The sequence below is a fragment of the Sphingobium sp. BS19 genome, from assembly GCF_027925545.1.
Taxonomy (GTDB): Bacteria; Pseudomonadota; Alphaproteobacteria; order Sphingomonadales; family Sphingomonadaceae; genus Sphingobium.
This window is the reverse complement of sequence record NZ_BSEF01000001.1, coordinates 69,991-93,188: the sequence shown is the minus strand read 5'-3', so window position 1 is coordinate 93,188 and position 23,198 is coordinate 69,991. Positions and strand designations below refer to the sequence as shown.

Genomic DNA, 23,198 nt, shown 5'->3' with positions numbered 1-23,198 from the left:
CTATTCTGCACCGCCGTTCTGATCCAGAGCGTCAGACTGATGCGCTGCCTCAGGACAGTGAAGAGCGACGATTTCGGGGCCATGATCATCGCCCTGGACGCCTCTACCATACAAGCGCGCACCGTTTTGGCAGACTTGCGCGAAACGCTACGCGTGGATTGCGCTGCGAATGCGCGCGTTATCGCCACCGGTACGGAAATGCGCGAAGAATTAACCATTATGGCCGGAATTGCGGATGCTGTCGCCGAACGGATCGTGGATGCCGTCGGCAAGGCCACACCAAATGTTGCAGCAAAAGCAAAAACCCGGTCGCAGGCGCAACCCTCGTCCAAACCCCGTTCCCGTCCCAAAGTGCCGCAAACGCCGCGATCTTCCAAGCAGACGGAAACCCGCAAGTTGACGGAATCGGCCGTATGATCGGCCGTCCGTCACTATTATTGCTGACTGCAGCCACTGCCATGGTTTCGATGGTCACGCACGCGGTCAGCCTGGCCGCCCCGGCGTCCGAGCAAGAACAACCGACAACCCGGTTGGGGGTTGCGATCAAGAAAGACCTTGCGACGCGCGATCAGTCATCGGTGCGTCGCAATCGAGCGCTGGACTTGCGCGAACAGGTTACGCGCGCTGCCGAGACACGTATCAAAGCGGATCTTCTTGCGCGACAAAAGCAGGCTGACGCATCGGCGGCCTCAAAACCGGATGGCCCAACCGCGGCGGAAGGTAAACAATATGACGATCTGGCCAGGATCTATCAGGCGATGAAACCCGCCAAAGCGGCGCTGGTATTCGAGCAGTTGGATATGGACGTCCAGATGAAAGTCGCCCAGCGGATGCGAGGCCGCTCGACTGCAATGATCCTTGCCGCGATGACGCCCGGCGGTGCGGCGGATCTCAGCATGTCTCTCGCTCGCAAGACGCCGAAGGTCAAGGAACCTGCCGCCAGCCCGTCAGCGCCACTTCCGACCAAGCGCCGTCCGGCTTCTTGAAGGGGCCATGACAGCGTACGCTATGCTGGAAAAATCGCCGCCACAACCGCGTGCACGTCGGCCCGATCAAGATCGTCGAGCGCGATTTCCATATCGGGCATAACGCTATAGCCTTTGGTCGCGCCGGTGCGATCGAAGGTGACGGTTACAAGCCGATGGCCATCGTCGCTACGGATCGCCGCAAGACTGCCCGCGACAGGAAATCTGTCCGGATCCACGACCACCACCGCGCCTGATGGCAGGCCGGCTCCCAATGTCGCACGGCACACCCGTAACGCATAGGCACGCGGACCTGCCGACACCGACGACGCAATCGTTGAATCGGGCTTGGTTACTGCGATCAACCCACCCGGCAATGGTGCGCCATAAACAGGTAACTTTCGCACGTCGGAGGCAGAAGGCGATGGCAGGTCTGCAACCGGCTCATCTGCACGGCCGCCGCCGACGCGCTGTTCCGCTTCGGAGTTCGAAAGAGGTGCACGCCCGCCTTTACGCGACCGGCTGGAAGCAAGCCCAAGCTCTGCCGATAACGCTGCGATCCGCTGTTGCGTTCGGCGCATCCTGTCTTGCGCATCGGCAATGCGGCCGACATGGGCATCCAGCTCACCGCCCAGATACTGCGCGGCAATTTTCTCACGCAGCGCTGCTTCATCGACAACATCGAACAGTCGGCATAGCGTGGCGATGGTCTCGCGATTCCAGCGATTCAGCGTCCTGTATGCATTCTCGAGCCGCGAGAGAATGACAGGGGCCAATCCATATTCTTCGTCGAGTGCGGCAATTGTCAGCGTGCGATCTTTGTTGCGCAATGTTCGCAACGCTGCGGCAAGTATTACTGCAACGCGCTCTTCTTCCGGCACCCAAAGACGACCGTCCTGAAAGGGTTGTGCCCAGACAGCCATATCGAAACCTGGCGCAGCGACATCGGTCAACAGTTCTGAAGGCGCAATATCCAGCGAGCGGGCAATCTGCTGAAGCTCATCCGCACGCGCAGCGACTTCGCCCCGCTCGATTTTCGAAAGCCTGATGTAAGGAATTTCCGGCAGTTGCTCACTCAGCGCCATCAATTTCTGATAGCCGCGGCGGCGACGCTGTTCGCGGATGCGGTTGGGAAAGATAACGGCGCGATAGCGGTCGAGCGCTATTTCTGCGGGAACCGTATGCGACGGGCTCGATACCGGAGTGTCTTCGTTATCGTCTGACCCGGCAAGCACCTCCGGTCGGGGGCTGCAAGTCGTCACATCCGTGCCAAAAGAGCGAGCCATCCCGTATTTCCAATGCAAAGCTGTGAAGATCGCGCAACGCAATTCGCATTTTGTATAGGATGGTTAGTTAAAATACAATATCCGTCAATGGATGCCTTGGCTTTTGATAGGAGCTATCAGGCGCGCCCAGTATCCGTCTGGCGAACAAGGCAGCAAATCTATGGTCTTACGCCGCCCTCCCAGATGCATGGTCAACCAGTCGGCATGCATTGGCGAGGGGTGATCGCGGGAGAAGGCCACTCCGCTCCCGTCGGTCACGATCCCAATTGCAGGCGGGCAGGCATTTACGGGCCATCTCTGTAAGAGATCGTCCAGCAACATGCGCCCTGCCCCTTCGAACGCTGTCAGCGAACGCCCTAACGATCTGTCCATGTAGCGAAGCGCGGGCATAAGCGCTCTTAAATGGCCTTTGCCGTTCCAATAATACGCCCTCACATTATTGGGGCGGGTGGGATCGACCGTCATCGTAAGCGTTATCAGCAAAGACCGGCTGGCGATGAGGAGCGGCCCGGCATTCTCTACAAACCGTTGGGCAATGCCGGCCATGTCAGAGGGCGAACTGCCGGAACCTTGTACTGAGTTCCCAGAACAAAAGGACGGTGCTTGATCCGTCGAAGCCTTTAGGCATGCTTTTTTTGAATCGCTCATGTTTCATTATAGAAGAATGAGAGACCGCAACGCTTCGCCCAGTATGGCTTTTGCATGCCAGCGTCAGCGCTGCGATCCCAGATTCTTCTCTCAATGCCGTGCCGAACTGCCCTGACCGTTTGGAGCAAAATTCTCTGCGCCGCCGGTTATCGATTCCGACCCGATGATCGACTCGATCTCGTTCCGGTATGTCGACTGCATTTCCTCGGTCGAGGGAGGGGCAATCGCGACCACGCGCGACAGAGTGTTGTGCGGCTGACCGATCTTCGGCAGGATCGTATTGTCGGTAGCAGTAGGAAGCACGCGCACTGTGGGTTTACGGCTGCGTTTGGCGATGACAGCGGGTTTGCGATATTCGGCCATCATTGCAAAGCGCGGATGAGTGGCGGCCAGTTCGGCGATACTGCGCGTGGCGCGCTTGGTAATCTGTCGGACGCCCTCTTTGGTAACGCCGTTTTCACTGCCAACTGTATCGAGCGTTGTAATATCGAAAAGCCGACGCTCGATGATCCCCTTGTCACGCAGGAGCCTCTGCTCAAGCTTCTCCAGTTCGACAGGGCAAACGCCGTGGGTACGCGGGCGGCGCAGCATAGCGGCACTGTGATCGACGGGTTCGGGGCGCGCCATGCGCTTTGGCCGAGGGCGCTTGCGGAGCGCTTCGATGCCGGCGGCACGCTGATGATCGATATATTCCTCGACCAGCGACTGTGTAGCCCCCGATGCCAGATAGTTGGAAGCCCCTGCTTCAGTGCGCGCCAGCGCGCCTTCATCTTCCAGAATGGAATCGAGCATCGCTTCTTCGCCGTCAGCGTTCGACGTCAGGGCATGAAGCGACACAGTGGTCGCATCGACTTTTTTCGCCGACGGGCGCTGATCCGTCATCAACCGAAAGCGCAGGCTCTGTAACTCGCCCCGTATTTGCCAGTTTACGAAGGTTGTGAACTGGGCCTTGGTGGGATCATAGCCTTGAATTGCACGATGAACGGCGATGGCGCAGCACTGCTCTGCATCTTCCCAATGGGAGCTAAGGCCATACTGGCGAATGAAGTGCCGGATGCGTGGCGCGATTATTTTCAGGATGGAAACGAACGCCTTGTCGATAACGGCGCGCTGGCGAGCGGTGGGCACACCCCCTGCAGCAGGCATCTGCGCAATAACGGTGGCGACGGCAGCTTCCAGTTCGATGGTAGTTTTAGACATGTAGCACCCCCAGAAATTAAGGAAGGCAGAGATTTTGCAACCGCCTTCTTCAAACCGTTTTGGGGTAGAACCAATAACATATCCTAAATTGTCCTATATGTACGATTACCTACTATCCTATATTTTTGGTTTCAGGCGGCGAACCTTGCCGGCGTGACATGCCTGTTGACATAGTCGAGCAGCCACGACCGATGCGCGCTTGCCGCATCCCCAGCCTGCGCTATGCGCTGGTTGGCAGCGGCGCTACCGACCTGGGCGTCGAGCAATAACTTCGCACGCCCGCTACCCAGCCCCCCTTTGAGGAAACGTATCGCGTCAGCCGCGCCAAGGTGATGGCCCAGATAGGCCGCCCGGGCGACCGTACCCACATTTTCATCAAGCGGTATGCCAGCCTTTTTCAACTGCGCGACGCTTCGCTGCGCATAATCGGCGGTGGCATGGATCGAGGTGGCGGCATCGTAACGCAGGGCCAGTAGCGATGATCGCGCAGCCGGAAGGATGCGGCCATCGCCGCCAATCCATCCATGGCTGGTTGCGATGCCATGCAGCCATGTTCCCGGTCGCTCGGCCTCGCCTTGCCAGGTGCCTGCCAGGAACTGACCCAGCCCAGCGGCGCTCGACCGTGGGTTGCGCGACGCCGTCTTCCAGCTTCCATCGCCGCCTTTTGCGGCTTCGGCATCGACAATTGCGGCGAGTGCCGCGGCGGGAATACCTGTGCGCCGCGCCGCCGCAACCAGCGCGTCGCCAAAGCGGATATTGGGGCCAAGCCCTTTGACCTCGCCAAATCCAACAATATCCACCGGAACTGCAGGCGGCAGATCGATTGGCTTGGGGATGGTGTTCTGCGGTAATATCGCGCTGGGCTGTGGGGCGCTTACGTCGCTGTGCGAGGAAAGCAGAGATAGCAGCGCCTGCAGGTTGAAGCCGGGCGTGTCCGATATCTGCGTCGCCGTATCCCGCGTATCTGTGCTTGCCTCGCTGCCGAGAGCCGCGCGCCAGAGCCGTGTGGCAACCTCGCCATGTGCTTCGGCATAGATGATCGCGGCCTTCTGAGCTGGCGCAAGAGTGTTCAGTTCAGGAAGACTGATCATGCACCGATCTTTCGGTTGCTTTCGCGCCTCTGCCGCGCCTGGGCCATGGCCCGTGCAAAGCGAGCGGTTGAAAAATCGTCGATCTGGCTCTGTTCCGCGATAGCTGCAGCACGTGAGACATCGTCGCGATGCCGCGTTGCTACGCTTTCCAAAGCGCGCAGCGATCCATAAGCCTCAGTGGCCTGCGCACGAAGTGCAGCGAGCCTCGCATCGCAAAAACTGCGATCGCGGTTCAACAATTCGCGCTGGGACTGCATCCTTGCGACGAAGCTGTGCGCCGAAAGGGTTGGGTCCGCATGCGCCAGTGCCGTTTCCTCACTGACCGCCGCGTCGATTGACGCGCTTTGCTGATCGATGACCACCATCTGATTGATCTCGACGCTGATCGATATGCGTACATCGTCAATCTCACGCCGACGAAGTCGTAGCGCGGCATCATAGGGAGTGATCATACTTCATCCTCCAAAATTGTGCTGAGCGCCGCGAAGCTCTCAGTCAGGTCGCCACAATCATGCTTGGTCTGTTTGAGTAACGCCTCGATCTGCGGCGCGAGGCGGATCGCCCGGTCGACTTCCAGGCTCGCACCGGATTTGTACGCGCCCAGGCGGACGATCTCTTCCATGTCGCCATAGGTCGACAGGATCTCCCGCGCCGCCAGACGCAAAGCGTTCTGCTCCGCTGTCAGCGCATGAGGCAATGTACGCGACACCGACTTCAGAACATCGATAGCGGGGTAGCGCCCACGTTCGGCGATACGGCGCGTGATGACGACATGGCCGTCCAGAATGCCGCGCACCGCATCGGCGACCGGCTCATTATGATCGTCGCCATCGACCAGCACGGTGAACAGCCCGGTGATAGACCCCTGCCCCGGCAACCCCGGTCCCGCACGCTCAAGCAGCCGCGGCAATTCGGCGAACACCGTGGGGGTATAGCCCTTGGTGGCCGCAGGCTCTCCGCTTGCCAAGCCGATCTCACGCTGCGCCATGGCAAAGCGCGTAACGGAGTCCATCAGGCACAGAACGTTCAAACCCTGATCGCGGAAATGCTCTGCAACCGCCAGCGTCGTCCAGGCCGCCTGTCGGCGCATCAACGCCGGTTCGTCCGATGTGGCCACCACCACTACACTGCGCGCAAGACCTTCGGGGCCAAGATCGTCCTCGACGAATTCCTGCACTTCCCGTCCGCGTTCACCGATCAGGCCGATCACTGCGACATCGCAAGCCGTCCAGCGTGCAAGCATCGACAACAGCACTGACTTGCCGACGCCGGAACCGGCGAACAGTCCGAGCCGCTGCCCGGTGCACAGCGGCGCAAAAATGTCGAGCGCACGTATACCCGTGCCTATCCTTGCACCTAGTCTGTTACGCTGGGCCGCTGGCGGCGGAGCTGCCTTTATCGGCCGTGGATCCATGCCTTTGGGCAGCGCGCCCTTACCGTCGATCGCGATGCCAAGGCCATCGATCATCCGCCCCAGCCAGGCATCGCACGGCCGCACGACGAATTGCCCGGAAATCAGATCCGCGCGCGATCCGGATGAAACGCCCTGTGGATCGCTGAAGGGTAGGCATTGTGCCACGCCGCGCTCCAGCCCGGTAATCTCGGCGGTGACTTTGGCGTTACCGGCCGTCACGGTGAGGTGCGATCCGATACTCCCGGCGCCCTCCAGCCCCTCGACCTCGATCATTGCCCCTCGCACGCCGACCACCCGCCCAAAGCGCCGATCTGGCGATAGCGTACGCAAAGAGCGTGCGGCGGCGGACAGAACCTGCATGCGTAACGCTCAAACCGCCTGAAGTTCGGCGCGTGCAAACACGTCCGCTTCATATTCGATCAAGGCCCTACAATCTGCCAGAGCGCGGTAGAAATCGGACGTGGCTGCCTTGCGCGCGAAACTTGCGCAGGCGGCCTTTGCTTCGGACGATTCCAGTACATTGACCAACCCGGCGAGATAACCGTCGATGTCGTCATAATGTCCAGCCGCGCCATCTGGATCGATATAGGCCAGCATGCAGCTATAATAGAGCCTGCGCGCGGGCGTCGTGGCGTGCTCAGGTGACATGACTTCCGAACCGCGCAGTAACGTCACATTGTTTTCGACGCATAATTCCGTGCGTCCGATCGAGCGCAAAACGGCACCATTGACGATCATCGGCTCGCCATCGCGTAATGTAATTCGAAGTGTCATCGTTCAGAACCCCATGTCATTTCCTTCATTATAGGAGGGACTTGGAAACACGGGCTGCTGCGAATAAATTTGGCCAAGGGTTGGGCTATGTTCCGCGGTCATCCTACAATTGAGAAGATTGCCGCCTTGGCGATGTCATTTGTCCTGGAGACTATCCTTGAGCCTTTACTCCGCCTTGTTCGCCGGCGTTTCCGGCCTGAACGCGCAAGCTACTGCCATGGCAAGCGTCGCCGACAACATCACCAATATCAATACCGTCGGATATAAGAGCGCCGACGCGCAATTCCGTACGATGGTGCCCGACGGAAACTCTCCCCAATATTCGGCAGGCGGTGTCGCGGCCGTGACCCACTCTTTGGTGTCGAAGCAAGGCGTGCTCACGGCGTCCAGCAGCACGACCGACATCGGTATCGAGGGGTCGGGCTTCTTCGTCACCCGCGACAGTTCGGGTCCGGCGGGGAATATCGCGTATACACGGGCCGGCTCATTCACACCGGACAACGAAGGCTATCTGAAGAATTCGGGCGGCTATTATCTTCAGGGCTGGCCGCTCGATGCGCAGGGTGCCTACGCAAACACCGGTAATCTGAACACGCTGTCGCCGGTACGGGTAAGCCAGCTCACAGGCACTGCTGCCGCAACAAGCAAGCTGCAGATGCGTGCCAACCTCGATTCGACCGCCGCTGCATTTACCGGCACTTATGTCGCCGGCAACATGGCGTCGGGGACGGTCGCTCCGCAGTTCTCCCGGCCTGTCGATATTGCCGATGCGCAGGGCGGCACCCATGCTGTCACGGTCGCCTTTCTCAAAACCGGCCCTAACGCCTGGGTCGGCGAAATTTACGCGACCCCCGCAACCGACGTGACGGCAGCCGGTGGCCTCCTCGCCAGCGGCAAGATCGTGTTCAACGGTGACGGCAGCCTCAATCGCACTGCGTCCGATCCCGGGATGTTCTCTGCCCTGACACCCACGTGGACCAATGGCGCAGGTGCTAGCCCGATCGAGATGGGCCTGGGCACCAACGGAGGGCTCGACGGCTTGACCCAGTTCGGCGGCACCTCAGCACTATTGTCGTCGACGGTAGATGGCGGACTTCTGGGCAGCGTTGCATCGATCAAAATCTCCGACACCGGACTGGTCAGCGCGATATTCGATGACGGGTCTGCGCGCGCAGTCTACCAATTGCCTCTTGCCAGTTTCCAGAACCCGGACGGCCTGACCCGCCTGCCCGGCAACGCTTACAACGTCTCCGACGAGTCCGGCAGCGTGGCCATCAATGCGCCCGGTTCGCTGGGTACGGGCAGCATTTCGGCAGGAACGCTCGAAGCCTCGACGGTAGATCTGGCACAGGAGTTCACCAACATGATCCGCTTCCAGCGTGCCTACAGCGCGTCTTCCAAGATCGTGGCGACTGTCGATGAGATGCTGCAGGAAATCAACGCACTCAAACGATAACACAATGATGTGACCACCGGGTGGAGGCACGCTTCCACCCGACATCCCGTAAAGAACAGGAATTGCCAGCGTGTCGTTGAACGAAATCATGTCATCGGCAATATCCGGGCTGGCAGCGTCGCAGGCCGGGCTACGCTCGGTATCCAACAATATCGCGAATGTCGGCACGCCCGGCTACGCACGCCAGACGGTGGCCCAGACCACGGGCGTAACCGCCGGACTGGTCAATGGCGTAACAGTGGGCGAACCGAGCCGGATTGCGGACCGGTTCCTCGAAGCTGCAGTGTATCAGCGTGCCGGAGATATGGGCGCGTCGGATGTAACGGCGTCCTATCTCGACCGTGTGCAATCCTTGCTCGGCGCCCCAGGGGCTGAATTCGGCCTGCCGTCCCGGATCGACGCGATCAGCGCATCCGCTATTGCCATGACAGGCACGCAAACATCGGCCCAGACGGCGGCAAACTTCACTGCCAACGTTCAGGATGCCATCACGTCGATCGATCAATTGATGTCCGACGTCACATCGTTGAGGTCGGACGTTCAGTCGGAAGTCGGGCAATCGGTCACGCGCATCAACGACCTGTTGGTGCGGATCAACGACCTGAACGTCAGCGTCACCCGTCTTGACGGCAGCGGGCGCAGTTCGGCTGGCGTAGCAGATCAGCGCATGTCGGCGATCGAGGAACTGAGCGGACTGATGAAGCTGACCGTCCGCCAGCGACCGAACGGCCGTATCGCTATCGATACCGCATCGGGCATTCCCTTGCTCGATAGTCGACTGCGGCAACTCTCGCTGCCCGTCTCCAACGCCAGCGGCAATCAGCCGGCTTTTCCAGTCATTGCCTTGCGCTTCGCCGATGCCAATGGCGTAGCGGGCGCTGCTACCGGCGACAAAATCGATTCAGCGGCAGTGGGTGGCAAGCTGGGTGGCCTGCTCGATTTGCGCGACCGGGCATTGCCGGACTTCACCGAGAAACTGGGGGTACTGTTCACCGGCGTTGCCCAGACACTGAATGCGGCCTCGAACGAGAGCACGACTGTTCCACCGCCCGCGCAACTTGTCGGTCGGCAATCCGGGTTGGTAGGCACCGATCGACTCGGCTTCACTGGCTCCGCGACATTTGCCGTGACCAAATCGACCGGTGTTCTCGTCGCGTCCGCCACAATAGATTTCTCTGCGCTCGGGCCCACAGCGACCGTCAGCGATGCAATCGCTGCGATCAATACCGGCCTTGGCGGCAGCGCCACTGCGTCGTTCGTCGGCGGCATACTGTCGATAGCGGCAAACGGCGCAGGAAACGGCGTAGTGATTGCACAGGATCCAACTCAACCGAGCAATCGCGCAGGCGTCGGCATCTCGCAATATTTCGGCATGAACGACCTTGTGCGCAGCAGCGACAGCCCGTTGGTGCCCTCTGGGTTCGCGCCATCCGATGCCCACGGTTTCGCGGTGGGCCAGTCCACGCAAATCATCTTGCGCGATTCGTCCGGGCGAGCGCTGACCAGCTACACCATGACCGCGTCCACAGGACCGACCTTCGGCGACCTCGTCACGGAACTGAACGCCAGTCCGATCGGTGGCTTCGGCAACTTCGCGATGGATGACAAAGGGCGTATCCAGTTTCAACCCAAACCCAATGTGGTCGGCGCCATGCTGACGATACCCTCGGACTCGACAGATCGGCTGGGAAGCGGGCGCTCCTTTTCGGTCATCTCGCAACTCACGGGCGCATCCAGCGGTATTTCCACCGCCGGGGTCCGCCCGGATATCCTTGCCAACGCTGGCAAACTCGGGCTGGCAAAGCTCCAGTTCGGTATCCCGGTGGGCGGAAAAGCGCTGGGCGTGGGCGATGTTCGTGGGGCTGCCACATTTCGCGACCAGTTAGCCGGCCAAATCGACCTTGGTAAAGACGGGGTCACTACAACCGCAGCGTTCACGGCCCAACTGCTCGGCAAGATGGGTTCGGCAGCGGCGCAGGCGAAGTCATCGCTCGCGGACGCAACCGCGCGTCGCGACGATGCCGTCAACCGGCGTGACAGCTTCTCTGGCGTCAACATCGATGAGGAACTGGCCCAGATGGTGGTGCTGCAAAACAGCTATTCCGCGTCGGCGCGAGTCATCAGCACCGCCAGCCAGATGTACGACACCCTGATTGCCATGATCTAATATTAGGAACCCACAATGTCCCGTGTCGCCACCATTCCACTTCAGCGCACAATGTCTGCCGCGATCCAGCATTCCCAGCAATTGCTGGCGACCACGCAAACGCAGCTATCCACCGGCAAAAAGGCTGCGGACTATGCTTCGCTCGGTACGCAGGCGGTTCGCAATCTTTCGACCCACTCCTTGCTGGCGCAGCAAGACGCCTATGCCACCGTGGCCACGCGCGTCGGCACCGCGCTTTCGCTGAACGACATCAACATCGGCGCGATCGACACGGCGGCGAGCACATTGAAGAAAGATCTGCTGACGGCGCTTGGCACCCGACGATCCCCCGGCCTTTCAGAGAGCATCGCCGCCGCTTTCGATCAGTTTCGCACCTCGCTCAACGCCACGGACGGTGGCGCGTCATTGTTCGGCGGTTCGCAGACCGATAGCGCTCCGTTTCTTCCTGTCACGCTGGCCGACACGATAGCTATGCCTGCCGCTGCTGCCTTTGCCAACGATTCCGTAAAAGCCACGGTCCGGGCCGCGGACGGTGTCGATGTCCAATATGGCGTCACCGCCAGCGATATCGGTTCGGGTCTCTATGCAGCGTTTCAAACGCTCGCTGGCGCTGGCACGATCGGCGATCCGCCCACTGCCGCACAGCTCGATGCTCTGTCGGCGGCAGCCAGCCAGATCGATACCGGGCTTACCGAGCTACGCACCGTCAATGCTGAGAATGGACGCAGGCAAGCGCAAACCGAAACCCTCGCAACACGCGCGAGCGACCGCAGCGTTCTGTTGCACGGTATTATCAACGGCAATGAGGATGCCGACCTGGGCCAGGTCGCTATCGATCTCGCCCAGCAAAAGACGATGCTGCAGGCCAGCTATTCGGTTTTCGCGCAGCTTTCCAGCCTCAGTCTGGCCAGCTATCTTCGGTAGACCTTAGCGGTTCATTCCGACTGGCAGTGCAATATCTGCCAGCGCTACGCCTATCCCATCGGCTTGACGACATTCGGTGCCATATCGATAAGATCGGCGATATCCCCTGCCGGACTGGCCGAGGGGATGGCCGCCATCGCCGCGCTCAAGGTTGCAGTATCGATGCCCCCCACGGCAGCGGTCAAAGCCGCAAAAGCCGTACCTGTGGACAGATTGGCAAAGCGGCCACTCCATCGTGCGCGCAGCGCAGCCAGGTCGGACTCGCGGCCCATCATGGCGAGCGCAGTAGCATGGCGTAGCAACTGCGCCTGAACGATGTCGCTCAGCGGCGCATTTCCCGGCGATGCTGGCAGGGGCGCTGCGGCCAACGTCCGCCAATCGTGCCGCTTCCATGCGATCTCTGCACGGATCGCCGCGCCATCGGGCACGTCCTGCAACACGGCCATCGCTTCTTCTGTCCGTCCGATCTGATCCAGCGCGACGGCGACCATCCGATTGCGGTCCCATCGCATGTCATCGGGGTATATATTTCCGTCGGTATCGCGAATGGCAGACAAGGCCCGCTCGGGCTTTGCGGCGAGGATGAACAGCGTGGCAACCCGGGCGGAAAGCGGCCCTTGAGCAATATCGCGCGTACGAAAGCGCAACTGATGGTCAAGCAACTCGGCTGCGCGTTCGTACAGTCCCTCGCTCTGCAAACGGTCCGCCAACTGGGATACGAGCAAATCGCCATCGGCCGCTGCCGGCGCAAGATCGCGATATTCCCAATATAAGCCGGCGACCTGCTCCAGGCGCATGGGATTGTCGGGCGACAGGACAGCGGTCAGCGTCTGCTGAAGCTCGGCGGTCAGGCTTGCGCGATCCGTTCCTCCATCGAAATAGCGGGATAGGGTCCCACCGGTTTCCAGCGTAGCGCGAAGGTCTTTCGATTCACGCGCAATGCGGTAGCTGAGGCGTAGCGCACGCACCTCCACATCGCCCCCGCGCCAGCGAAACCGTATCTCGCGCAGAAGATTGGTGGCCGGGCCATCCAGTTTTCCTTTTGCTGCGGCGATCTCGATCAAACTGATGTCCGCGTCAAAGCGCTGCTCCGTACTGCCGGCTTTGCGTGCTTCACTTATGAGTTCCATCGCTCGCCCAAGGTCACCGAGCTTGAACGCAGCCCGTCCTCGCAACAGATTGGCGGACGGGTCCGATACGGGCAGCGCAGCGACCAGTTGGACCGCCAGCGCCGGATGCCCCATATCGGCGGCCGTGCGGGCAATAGCCAGAAGAAACGGCGCTCTCAGCGCGACCGGTCGCGCGTTGAGTGCGGAGAGCGCGCACCGAAACTGCCCTAGCGCCTGCGGGGCCATGCCACTTTTTGCCAACGCCAGCATTCGCCATGCGCAGGCTTCGCTATTGGCGGCGAGCGATGCGTCGGCCAGCGCAGCAAGTGCGGGGGCCGGTCGGTTCAGCATCGCAAGCGTGACGCCCAGCGCGAGGCGATATGCAGGAACAAGCATGAGATCAGGCTCATCCTGGCGCATTATATCCAGTGCCCCCAATGCTTCCGCCCCGCGCCCCGATGCAATCTGGCCAGTTGCATAGGCCCATCGTGCGGCTTGTCGCGTCGCTGGCTGGCTTGCAATCAGCCCGCCCCAACCTGGAGGGCTGCTCGCTGCCCGCCAGCCTTGCGGCGCGGAAATGACCGGCAGCCCCGACAAGCGCGGCCCAAAGGGGGGAAGCCGGGGCGCAGATGTCCATCCTCGCGCACCATCCCGCGGCGTATCGGTCGAATGCGGAAGAGGGGCGACCTTTTCCACCAAAGGCGCTGGCACAGGGGCCGCCGCCGACACTATCAGAACACCGGATATCGCAAGTGCGACGCGCGCCTTCATGGCTGGGTCCACAATGACTGCATGACCGCCGTGCACGCCGCGCCTACGATGCAGGCAAACACGAACAGAGCGGACATGAGTGCGTTGGATCGCGGCGGCGCCACAGTCGGCGTTTCGACTTGGCGGGTTACGCTCTCGGCAGCAGATTCCATTTCACGCGGGCTGTTGCCGGTTGCTGCCCCGGAATCGATTATTACCGGGCGAGCTGGTCTTTGGTCTCTGCTCATCGAATATCCGAATATTGGCTGGCGATCCTCTATTATAGGAGTAGCAGCGGCAAACGGTCCGCAACCAACGGAGTTCGACCCATTTTCAGCACCAATATCAGAAAGGCTGTTATATCGATTGCCGCAGCCAGCCTGGCTGTGTCAGTGGTTCCAGCCACGGCTGGCGAAACAGTAGCGCGGGAAACGCCGCCAAAGCTTCTCCCTTTGCAACCGATCATAGTGCCGATCATCAATTCCGATCGTATCGAAGGGGCGTTGCACGTGTCGGTGGTGATGTCGGCAGCCAGCGATGTGGCTCTTGCAGGGCTAACTGAACGAGAGCCCAAACTGCGCGCCGCACTCATCGCGGAGCTAATCGAGTTCTCTCGTCTCTATGTTTCGACCCAGATGCCCGTAAATGCCGCCCAGCTCCGAACATTGCTGACAAACGCATCGCGCGCGCAGGATAAAGACGTGGCCGACGTCCTGATAGTCGAGATTTCCGCAATGGCATGATGGCGGTGCCGGAACGTCCGATACAGGATGGCAATACCGTAAGAGGGCCGTCACCAGCCATTCCCTAAGTGCGTTGCGGCCCTCGGGACATAGTCGGCGTATCAGGTTGCGGCTTACGGAGACTCGAAGGGAAGAGAAGGCCGAAAACGTCGCGCACGCCTAAACCTTATCCGCGTACACCATCCGCCCCGGCCCCAGAAGGCCCAGCACCTGCGGCAGCATATGCGGAGCCAAGGCAAGGCAGCCCTCGCTGCGCCCGACCTTGCCCCATTTAGCGATATGTTCCTCGGTCACGTAATCCGCGCCGTGGATCACGATAGCGCGCATCTCGGCGTTATTGTTAAGCGGATCGAGTCCGATCAACCGCATCGCCTGCCCATGGACGCCATGATAAATTTCGCCGGTCTTGTACGTCCCTGCCGAGGTGGCGAGAGAGTCGGGGACGTTGGAGAAGCTCTGCAGCCAGCCCGAATGTGCAGGATCGGAGCCACGACCGTGCGCCACGAGGTAGGAACTGGTCTGCCCGCCGATCAGGTCGACGATATGGAAACGCAAATCCTTGGATGCTTCGCTGAAATCGGCGAGCGCAACGCGGTCGCGCAGTTCGAACGCATCCTTATGCGCATCCAAGGCCGCCTTGGCACGATCCAGCAACTGACGGCTGAACCGCGTACCCAGCCCCGCCGGAAAAACCTTCGACGGTGGCGGGGTTGGCGGCGGGAGAGCGTTCAACACTTCCGTGATGGCCGCACCGGCCATGGACGGCGACAGCGCGGCAAAGCCGACGCCGGCAAAAGCATATCTGGCGAATTCGCGACGATTCATAACTACCAATATAGGGCCGATGTCTTAACGGTCCAAGAACCCACTCAATCGGTCTGGCGTGTCTGGTTCGTCGGTACACCGACAGAATCGTCGGGCAGGCGCGCGGTCAGGCCCGTAGCGTCGGCATCGTCGAGCGTCTGCTGATCCTGCGAGACAACCGGCGGCGCAACTGCAGGGGCGCTGTTGTTGGGCACTTCAACCGGGGTTTCGGCTTCGTTGGCCGGGATCTCTTCCTCGGGCACTTCCATCATGTTGTTGGTCGTCTGCGGTTCTTCGGGTGGCTTGCTGTTGCAAGCGCTGAGCGCGAACGCACCGGCAAGAACGATGAGAGCAAGTTTACGCATGGGGTCAGTCCTTCGATGCAATGGCTATGGTAGCCGCGCGGCGGCTGGAGGATTCGATCTTCTCGGCCAGCAACTTGTCCCAGCCATAGGGATCGGCGCGGAAATTCATGGTGCCGTTGCTGCTGGCGAAAGCCGTCCAGTACAACAGATAGACGGCAACCTGCTTGGGCAATTGCACACGCTGTGTCTTGCCCTTGTCGATCAGGGTCTGCACCTGCCCGGCCAGCGCGGGATCGCTCTGCACCATCAATTCGGCGAGCGGCACCGGCTTTTCCAACCGGATGCAGCCATGGCTGGCCAGTCGGTCATAGCTTGCGAACTTCGCGCGCGCGGGGGTGTCGTGCAAATACACTGCGAACGGATTGTCGAAATCGAATTTCAACCGACCCAGCGCACTGTTGGGCCCAGCAGGCTGCACGATGCGCTCGCCGGTTTCGGGGGTGCCGACGATCTTGTAGCCTTCCCGTGCCAGCGCCGCGCGGCCCTTGGGCCACAATTCGCGCTTGGCAATGGAGCTTGGCACGTTCCAGGGCGGATTGACCACGATGGAATGAATGTTCGATGTCAGCATCGGCGTCTGGTTGGTCGGGCTGCCCGTCACAGCGCGCATGGATGTCACCGGCGCATCGCCTTCGAATACCGTCAGCACCGCAGCGGCGATATTCACTTGCACCCGGTTGACAGGCAGCGACCGCGGCAGCCAGCGCCACCGTTCCATATTCGCCATGATTGATCCGATGCGCTCGCGCACCGGCACGTTGAGTTCGCCAAGCGTCCGCCCGCCGATCCGGCCATCGGGATTGAGGCCATAGCGCCGCTGTGCCCTCTGGATCGCTGCGGTCAGCGGCTCGTCCGGCGTGACCGAAGAGTCTTCGATCGACAAGCGCGCACGGATCGCCTGCGGCGTCGATTCCGCGCTCAACACAGGCCATCCGCCTGCGTCGCGAATATCCTCGTATTTTGCGAGACCGGATTTCAGCGCTTCATACCCCGCATAACGCGGTGTCAGGCTGGCAGTCCACTGTGCCAGCCGATCGGCCTGAACAGCCTGAGTCAGCCCGGGCAAGGGATCGTAAGCGGCCGGACGCAATGCCCACACCTCAAGAAAATCGGCAGTGTCGACGCGCCCGCGATACAGCGCGCTCGCGCGGTCCAGCACGGCCCGTACCAGAGCATCGCCCTTGGGCGCGGCAGCCTTCTCCTTCGCTTGCGTCAGCCCCTGATCCGCACCACCCGCCAGCCACTCGGTCAGAAACGCCGTCTGTGCCGAAGAGAGCTTGGGCAAGGGCAGCGGTGCCGTCGGTACGACCGGCGGTGGCACGGTCGTCGACATCTGCGGTGGCAGGATCGAAACAGGGGCCTGCGCCAGCGCCGGAACAGCACCGCCGCTCAAAGCAAGTGTCAGGCCCGAAAGGACAAAATGAGATATCGAATTGCGCATGACGTCAGCAGATAGCGTATCTGTCGCCGCGATCAAACCGTGATTTAGCGATGCGACACAGTTATTCGTCTTCGAACGGGATGGCGCAACCTCGACCCAACAAAAAACGGGCGCGCCCTATATGCAAGGGAGCGCCCGTTCCTGAGTACGCGGTAAACCCGAAAGGGATTAGCCGTTCAGCTTGTCCTTGACGGCCTTGGCCGGTGCAAAGGACAGCTTCTTGGAAGCGGCGATCTGGATCGTCGCGCCGGTTGCCGGGTTACGGCCTTCGCGCGCAGGCGTGTCCTTCACCTTGAACTTGCCAAAGCCGTTCAGCGAGACTTCGTCACCCTTCGCAGCGGCATCGGCGATGGCGGCAAACACGCCGTCGACCAGCTTACGCGCGTCGGTTTTGCTGAGCGCGTGAGCGGCAGCAATGGTGTCTGCAAGATCGCTATTGTTCATGATGTTTGCTCTTTCCTGTAGTAATGGAACAGGCGGCATAGCGCCATGCAAAGGGCAGGTCCACCTTCAGAACGCCCAAAACGCTGCACTTCATGCGATTTATTGCTTCGCCGGTCTGATTTTGCAGTCTTGGTGGCCGTTTTTAACACGACATTGCCCGTACCGCGCGCGCATTTGCTTACAATCCGCTTAACCCATTGCGGCTTTTCCCCTAATGTCGTGCGATGATAACGCCCACCCTGCGCCAGCTCGATATTTTCGCGCAGATGATTGCGTCCGGCAGCGTCGCCGATTGCGCGCGGGATCTCGACCTGCTGCCGTCGGACATAGAGCGCGAAATCGACGCGCTCGAAACGCGGCTGGGCCATCGACTGTTCGATCGCACGGGGGGTATCGCAACGCTGACGGAGGCGGGGCGCAAGACCGTCGAAGCCATGCAAATGCTGTCGGAAACAGCACCGGAGAATTGGCAGGATACGCGCGCCCCGACCCCAGCCCCTGCGCCTACGCCATCCGCAATCATTGCCAAGGTACAATCGAGGGACCGGTCAGACGCACCCGTCGTCGAAACGTCCGCGCGCCAGACTATAACGGTAGCCGCTCACCCCGCCATATTCAGCCATTTTCAGGATGCGTTGACTGCGTTCGAGCAGACGAACGCCGATGTGGTCATTTCGCTCGATTTGGACACCCATAACGCTGCCCAGGCTATTCCCCGGTTGATCGCTGGCAGAATCGATATCGCGTATTTCTATGCCTTGGGTGCACCGGAAGGCTGGCCATCGCGTTATGCGTGGAGCGAGCAGCTTTCTATCTATATCGGCGACGCCCACCCCCTCGCCGCACTGGAGAGCGTAATGGCGGAGGATCTCCACGGAATCGCGCCTATCATGCTGGTGCCAGACAATAGCCTCCGCCCGATGATCGACGAAGCGCTATCACTCGCGCATATAGAGCGTATCGATCCCGTTCTGGAAACCGACAATCTGTTCGACATCATGTTAGCCGTCAGGGAAGGACGGGGCTATTTCGCCGCTTTTGGCCCTCTCGCGCGCGATTTTGCTCGGATGGACGGCATCCGTAGACTGCCCCTGGCCTTTCCGCTGCCCGCAATCGACGTCCGACAGGCAGTCCGTACCGCACCGCAAGACGATCATATCGTCTCCGCGCTTTCTGAATATTTGTTCAGGTAGGGATAGTTAGAGGTTTTTCGCGACCATCCGTTGAACAAAACGCTGCATCGCACAAATGTTACACAGTATCACTTGATATGTTGTATCATTATGCGTTAGGCAACAGCATTATTCCTCCGATAGTCGAGATTGCCCCCAGATGATGCGTTCGCTTCTGCTTGCCAGCTCCGCCCTTTTCGTAATTCCCGCGGCCTATGCCCAGCAACCCGATCAGGCACCGGTCGATGCAAGCGGCCAGGGCAATTATCATGACGCCCGCCCCTCCGATATCGTCGTCACCGCTCTCATCCCCCGCCGTCAGGGCGACATATTGTCCGGCACTTCCGTAGTTACGGGCGAGGAGTTGACCCGCAGCTTGCGAACCACCATCGGCGAAACATTATCCCGGCAACCCGGCGTATCAGCGACGTCCTTCGGCCCCAACGCTTCGCGCCCCGTGTTGCGCGGCTTTCAGGGCGAGCGTGTCCGCATCCTGACTGACGGTATCGGCAGCTTCGACGTGTCCAACACCTCCGTCGACCACGCCGTCGCGATCAATCCGCTGACCGCCGAACGCATCGAAGTGCTGCGTGGCCCCGCCGCGCTGCTCTACGGATCGTCGGCCATCGGTGGCGTCGTCAACGTCATCGACAGCCGCATTCCCCGCCGTATCCCGGACGAACCGATCCACATCGACGGCATAGCCACCTATGGCACCGCCGCCAATGAGCGCACGGTTTCGGGCAAGGTCGAGGTTCCGCTGGGCGACAAGTTCGTCGTCCACTTCGACGGCACGTATAACAAGACCGGCAATCTCGACACCGGCAGCTACATCCTGTCTTCCGACTTGCGCAAACAGGCCGCTGCCAGCAGCGACCCGGAAATCGCGGACCTCGCCAACCTTCGCGGCAAACTCCCCAACAGCGCCGCGGAAAGCTGGGAAGTGGCGGGCGGCGCTGCGCTGATCACTGAGGGCGGCAATCTGGGCTTTTCAGTCAATCATATCGACAATTTCTACGGCGTCCCAGTCCGCTACCCGCTGGATCCCGATGGCGAAGCCGAACAAGTCCGCCTGCACATGAAGCAAACCCGTGCCGACCTCCGCGGCGAAGTGTCCACCGGCGGCGGTTTTCTCGACAGCATCCGCCTACGCGCAGGATTTGCAGATTATCAGCATCAGGAAATCGAGGATACCGGCGCGGTCGGCACCACATTCTACAACCAGTCGCTCGAATCCCGTCTTGAGTTCGTACAGGCCAAGCGCGGCGGTTGGGACGGTGCATTCGGCGCGCAGATGTTCATCCGTGATTTCAATGTCGTGGGCGAGGAGAAATTCCTGCCCAAGAACGAAACGCAGCAATTCGGTGTCTTCACGCTCCAGTCGCTCGATCTGGGGCATACCCGCATCGAGGCCGGCGCGCGGTTCGAACATACGATATTGCGCGCTGTCGCCGATCCCGATCTCGACAACCCCGCCTACGACCGCAGTTTCAACGCGCTGTCAGGATCGCTGGGCGCGAGCCATGAAATCATCCCCGGCTGGCGTCTCGGCCTTAATCTTTCGCGCAGCCAGCGCGCGCCATCGGCGGAGGAGCTGTTCGCACGCGGCAATCACGCCGGCACGCAGGCTTTCGAACTGGGCAATCCGGGCTTCGGCAAGGAAAGCAGTTGGGGGATAGAAGGCACGCTGCGCGGTCAGGGACCGGGCTACACGGTGTCTCTATCGGGCTATCATAACTGGTTCGACGGCTACATTTACGACAGCATCGTTGACGACAGCGTATGTCAAACCGTCAACGGCGGCGCACCGCTCGACTTCCCCTGCTTCCAGAACAATCAGGCCAAGGCGCGCTATTACGGACTGGAAGCCGAAGCCACCGTCAAGCTGGCGCAGGTCGGCAATTATGCGCTGAACTTCGATGGCGGCGCGGATTATGTCCATGCCACGGTCGTAGGGTCCGGCCCTGCCCCGCGCATACCTCCGTTCCGCTTGCTGGGCGGTCTGGAAATGGCCAGCGACGCCCTGACGGGCCGCGCGGAAATCGAGCACAGCTTTGCGCAGAACCGCACGGCGGCCACCGAAACCGAAACCAGCGGTTTCACGCTGGTCAACGCTTCGCTCGCGTTCAAGCCGTTCGCCAGTCAGCCGCAGACGAGCATCGTGCTGTCTGCCAATAACATCTTCGATGTCGAAGCCCGCCGCCACGCGAGCTTCCTGAAGGACTACGCCCCGTTGCCCGGACGCGACATCCGCATCACCGCACGCTTCGGGATTTAGATCAGCCCAGCCAACGGACTGGACGGATCGGCATACATGCGGCGCCCCATGCGGCCCGCCAGGTACGCCATCCGTCCAGCTTCGACTGCGGACTTCATCGCGCCTGCCATCAATATCGGATCGCGCGCCTCGGCAATGGCCGTGTTCATCAGTACGCCGGTGCAGCCCAGTTCCATCGCGACCGCTGCGTCCGATGCCGTGCCGACGCCTGCGTCGACCAGCACCGGCAACGAAGTCCCCTCCACGATCAACCGGATCGTCACGCGATTCTGGATGCCCAGCCCCGACCCGATCGGCGCGCCCAGCGGCATGATCGCCACCGCGCCTGCATTTTCCAGGCGCTTGGCCGCGATCGGATCGTCCACGCAATACACCATCGGCTTGAAGCCTTCCTTGGCCAGCACTTCGGTCGCGCGCAGCGTTTCATACATGTCGGGGTACAGCGTCCGCGCTTCGCCCAGCACTTCCAGCTTCACCAGATCCCAACCGCCCGCTTCGCGCGCCAATCGCAATGTCCGCACCGCGTCGTCGCCGGTAAAGCACCCGGCGGTATTGGGCAGATACGTTACTTTCTTGGGATCGATGAAGTCCGTCAGCATCGGCGCCTTGGGGTCCGACACGTTGACGCGCCGCACCGCGACTGTCACGATTTCCGCGCCCGATGCTTCCAGCGCCGCAGCGTTCTGCGCGAAATCCTTATACTTGCCCGTGCCGACGATCAGCCGCGAACGGAAGGTCCGCCCTGCGACAGTCCAGCTATCGTCCTTGACGGTCGCATGGTCGCCACCGCCCACGAAATGCACGATCTCCAGCTCATCGCCATCCTCGACCAGCACGTCCGCCAGCGTGGAGCGCGGCACGACCTCAAGATTGCGCTCGACCGCGACCTTTTCCGGATTCAGGCCCAGTTCATTGGCCAGATCGGCCAGCGTCATGCCTTGCCGGATGCGGCGATGCTCGCCGTTTACATGGAGGGAAATGGTGCCGTCGACGCTCAATGGCCTGTCCTTGCATATAGTATGAGGCAAAACGTGTCTCGACTTCCCGCGACACGAGGCGCTACACCGTCCGCGGGGAAAGTGCTTCAGGCGGCATATAGGGATCGCCACATGGTCCCCGCAACCGGTAATAGGCCAAGAATAGGGAAAGCGTGGGCATGACGGACAGCAGGAAGATTTTCGTTCTGAACGGCCCGAACCTCAATCTGCTCGGCACCCGCGAGCCGGAAATCTACGGTTACGATACGCTGGACGACATCGCCGAACGGCTGGAAGACGTGGCCAGCCGCGCCCATGTGGAGATCGAATTTCTGCAATCCAATCATGAAGGCCACCTGATCGACTGGCTGCACGAAGCCAATGCGCAGGGCGCCCATGCCGTGATCCTGAACCCCGGCGGCCTGACCCACACCTCCGTCGCGCTGCACGATGCGATAAAGAGCATAACGGTCCCGGTGATCGAGGTGCACTTGTCCAACCCCCACGCCCGCGAACCTTTCCGCCACAAAAGCTATGTCGGCATGGCCGCAAAGGGCACGATTGCGGGCTTTGGTGCGCTGTCTTACAGTCTCGCGCTGGAAGCCGCACTCGAACTCTAAGCGCCCAAAAGGTTGCGCTTCGCGGCGAACCGCAATAGGCGCAGGGCCAACAACTGGCTAAAAATCCCAAAGAGGGTCATTCATGAACGACAAAAGCGAAACGGGTATGCAGGTCGATGTCGCACTGGTGCGCGCGCTGGCTGAAATGCTCGACGATACCAATCTGACCGAAATCGAGGTCGAGGACGGCGATCGCAAGATCCGCGTCGCGCGCAAGGCCGCAGCGATCAACGCCGCGCCGCAATATGTGCAGCAGGCACCCGTCGCCGCTGCACCGACTGCCGCCGCCGCACTTGCAGATGCGCCCGCAGCCACCCTTTCCACGGCCAATGCCAATGCCGTCAAATCGCCGATGGTCGGCACCGCCTATCTGGCGGGCAATCCCGAAGCTGCCAACTTCATCAGCGTCGGCGCACAGGTGAAGGCGGGCGACACGCTGCTGATCGTCGAAGCGATGAAGGTCATGAACCCCATCCTCGCGCCCACGGCCGGTACGGTTAAGGCCGTGCTGGTGGAAAATGGCCAGCCGGTCGAATTCGACCAGCCGCTCGTCATTGTCGAATAATCCGC

General features: G+C 60.9%; 24 protein-coding genes. 10 read left to right on the top strand and 14 right to left on the bottom strand.

The features are described from left to right. Positions 1-57: 57 nt before the first annotated feature. Positions 58-417 (top strand): hypothetical protein, encoded by a 360-nt coding sequence (locus QMG56_RS00540; RefSeq protein WP_281820534.1) that lies wholly within the window; start codon positions 58-60, stop codon positions 415-417. Continuing rightward, positions 414-986 carry a MotE family protein gene (locus tag QMG56_RS00535; RefSeq protein ID WP_281820533.1) on the top strand — a complete coding sequence of 191 codons (573 nt, stop codon included), beginning with the start codon at positions 414-416 and terminating at the stop codon, positions 984-986. The genes QMG56_RS00540 and QMG56_RS00535 overlap by 4 nt, the downstream gene beginning before the upstream one ends. Before the next feature lie 20 nt (positions 987-1,006). Here QMG56_RS00535 and QMG56_RS00530 read toward each other — a convergent pair whose 3' ends face one another. From QMG56_RS00530 to QMG56_RS00500, 7 genes are all read right to left on the bottom strand, one after another. After that, on the bottom strand, positions 1,007-2,251 hold the full coding sequence (locus QMG56_RS00530) for an XRE family transcriptional regulator (RefSeq protein WP_281820531.1): 1,245 nt from the start codon (positions 2,249-2,251) through the stop codon (positions 1,007-1,009). 84 nt (positions 2,252-2,335) lie between these two features. Beyond that, a complete protein-coding gene (locus QMG56_RS00525) occupies positions 2,336-2,797 on the bottom strand; it encodes a hypothetical protein (RefSeq protein WP_281820529.1) in 462 nt (153 codons plus the stop codon). 192 nt (positions 2,798-2,989) lie between these two features. Next, a complete protein-coding gene (locus QMG56_RS00520; RefSeq protein ID WP_281820528.1) occupies positions 2,990-4,099 on the bottom strand; it encodes a sigma-70 family RNA polymerase sigma factor in 1,110 nt (369 codons plus the stop codon). Positions 4,100-4,230: 131 nt separating this feature from the next. Continuing rightward, positions 4,231-5,190 (bottom strand): peptidoglycan-binding protein, encoded by a 960-nt coding sequence (locus QMG56_RS00515; protein ID WP_281820527.1) that lies wholly within the window; start codon positions 5,188-5,190, stop codon positions 4,231-4,233. Continuing rightward, positions 5,187-5,642, bottom strand: a complete 456-nt coding sequence (locus tag QMG56_RS00510) for a hypothetical protein (protein WP_281820525.1) — start codon at positions 5,640-5,642, stop codon at positions 5,187-5,189. The genes QMG56_RS00515 and QMG56_RS00510 overlap by 4 nt, the downstream gene beginning before the upstream one ends. Beyond that, complete coding sequence (fliI, locus tag QMG56_RS00505; protein WP_281820524.1) at positions 5,639-6,964, bottom strand: flagellar protein export ATPase FliI; 1,326 nt, start codon at positions 6,962-6,964, stop codon at positions 5,639-5,641. The genes QMG56_RS00510 and fliI overlap by 4 nt, the downstream gene beginning before the upstream one ends. A 9-nt stretch (positions 6,965-6,973) precedes the next feature. Further along, positions 6,974-7,378: a flagellar biosynthesis repressor FlbT gene (locus QMG56_RS00500; protein ID WP_281820523.1), complete on the bottom strand. Its 405-nt coding sequence runs from the start codon at positions 7,376-7,378 to the stop codon at positions 6,974-6,976. A 157-nt stretch (positions 7,379-7,535) separates the two neighbouring features. Between QMG56_RS00500 and QMG56_RS00495 the strand changes: the two genes are divergently transcribed. The 3 genes from QMG56_RS00495 (at position 7,536) to QMG56_RS00485 (ending at position 11,925) form a co-directional block, all read left to right on the top strand. Beyond that, entirely contained in the window at positions 7,536-8,834 is a 1,299-nt protein-coding gene (locus QMG56_RS00495; protein ID WP_281820522.1) for a flagellar hook protein FlgE, read from the top strand. Between the two features lie 70 nt (positions 8,835-8,904). After that, positions 8,905-11,001 (top strand): flagellar basal body rod C-terminal domain-containing protein, encoded by a 2,097-nt coding sequence (locus QMG56_RS00490; protein WP_281820519.1) that lies wholly within the window; start codon positions 8,905-8,907, stop codon positions 10,999-11,001. 15 nt (positions 11,002-11,016) lie between these two features. After that, entirely contained in the window at positions 11,017-11,925 is a 909-nt protein-coding gene (locus QMG56_RS00485; RefSeq protein WP_281820518.1) for a flagellin, read from the top strand. A 50-nt stretch (positions 11,926-11,975) separates the two neighbouring features. Here QMG56_RS00485 and QMG56_RS00480 read toward each other — a convergent pair whose 3' ends face one another. Beyond that, positions 11,976-13,805: a hypothetical protein gene (locus QMG56_RS00480; protein ID WP_281820516.1), complete on the bottom strand. Its 1,830-nt coding sequence runs from the start codon at positions 13,803-13,805 to the stop codon at positions 11,976-11,978. Further along, positions 13,802-13,957 carry a hypothetical protein gene (locus QMG56_RS00475; RefSeq protein ID WP_281820515.1) on the bottom strand — a complete coding sequence of 52 codons (156 nt, stop codon included), beginning with the start codon at positions 13,955-13,957 and terminating at the stop codon, positions 13,802-13,804. The genes QMG56_RS00480 and QMG56_RS00475 overlap by 4 nt, the downstream gene beginning before the upstream one ends. A 294-nt stretch (positions 13,958-14,251) precedes the next feature. Between QMG56_RS00475 and QMG56_RS00470 the strand changes: the two genes are divergently transcribed. Beyond that, positions 14,252-14,527: a hypothetical protein gene (locus QMG56_RS00470; protein WP_281820513.1), complete on the top strand. Its 276-nt coding sequence runs from the start codon at positions 14,252-14,254 to the stop codon at positions 14,525-14,527. 159 nt (positions 14,528-14,686) lie between these two features. Here the strand turns inward: QMG56_RS00470 and QMG56_RS00465 are convergent, their stop codons facing one another. From QMG56_RS00465 to QMG56_RS00450, 4 genes are all read right to left on the bottom strand, one after another. Continuing rightward, positions 14,687-15,352 carry a murein L,D-transpeptidase catalytic domain family protein gene (locus QMG56_RS00465; RefSeq protein WP_230189041.1) on the bottom strand — a complete coding sequence of 222 codons (666 nt, stop codon included), beginning with the start codon at positions 15,350-15,352 and terminating at the stop codon, positions 14,687-14,689. Positions 15,353-15,396: 44 nt separating this feature from the next. Next, on the bottom strand, positions 15,397-15,696 hold the full coding sequence (locus tag QMG56_RS00460; protein WP_230189042.1) for a hypothetical protein: 300 nt from the start codon (positions 15,694-15,696) through the stop codon (positions 15,397-15,399). A 4-nt stretch (positions 15,697-15,700) separates the two neighbouring features. After that, complete coding sequence (locus tag QMG56_RS00455; protein WP_375713605.1) at positions 15,701-17,137, bottom strand: murein L,D-transpeptidase; 1,437 nt, start codon at positions 17,135-17,137, stop codon at positions 15,701-15,703. A 168-nt stretch (positions 17,138-17,305) separates the two neighbouring features. Next, a complete protein-coding gene (locus QMG56_RS00450; RefSeq protein ID WP_230189043.1) occupies positions 17,306-17,581 on the bottom strand; it encodes an HU family DNA-binding protein in 276 nt (91 codons plus the stop codon). Positions 17,582-17,805: 224 nt separating this feature from the next. On the opposite strand from QMG56_RS00450, the gene QMG56_RS00445 reads away from it, so the two are divergent. Together QMG56_RS00445 and QMG56_RS00440 are read left to right on the top strand one after the other, a co-directional pair. Then, positions 17,806-18,774, top strand: a complete 969-nt coding sequence (locus QMG56_RS00445; protein ID WP_281820510.1) for a LysR family transcriptional regulator — start codon at positions 17,806-17,808, stop codon at positions 18,772-18,774. Positions 18,775-18,913: 139 nt separating this feature from the next. Beyond that, positions 18,914-21,031 carry a TonB-dependent receptor domain-containing protein gene (locus QMG56_RS00440; RefSeq protein WP_281820507.1) on the top strand — a complete coding sequence of 706 codons (2,118 nt, stop codon included), beginning with the start codon at positions 18,914-18,916 and terminating at the stop codon, positions 21,029-21,031. On the opposite strand, the gene thiS is transcribed toward QMG56_RS00440, so the two are convergent. Beyond that, positions 21,028-22,029 (bottom strand): sulfur carrier protein ThiS, encoded by a 1,002-nt coding sequence (gene thiS, locus QMG56_RS00435; RefSeq protein WP_281820505.1) that lies wholly within the window; start codon positions 22,027-22,029, stop codon positions 21,028-21,030. The genes QMG56_RS00440 and thiS overlap by 4 nt on opposite strands. Before the next feature lie 158 nt (positions 22,030-22,187). On the opposite strand from thiS, the gene aroQ reads away from it, so the two are divergent. After that, complete coding sequence (aroQ, locus tag QMG56_RS00430) at positions 22,188-22,628, top strand: type II 3-dehydroquinate dehydratase (RefSeq protein ID WP_281820504.1); 441 nt, start codon at positions 22,188-22,190, stop codon at positions 22,626-22,628. 82 nt (positions 22,629-22,710) lie between these two features. Next, on the top strand, positions 22,711-23,193 hold the full coding sequence (gene accB / locus QMG56_RS00425) for an acetyl-CoA carboxylase biotin carboxyl carrier protein (protein ID WP_230189047.1): 483 nt from the start codon (positions 22,711-22,713) through the stop codon (positions 23,191-23,193). The last annotated feature ends 5 nt before the right edge of the window (positions 23,194-23,198 follow it).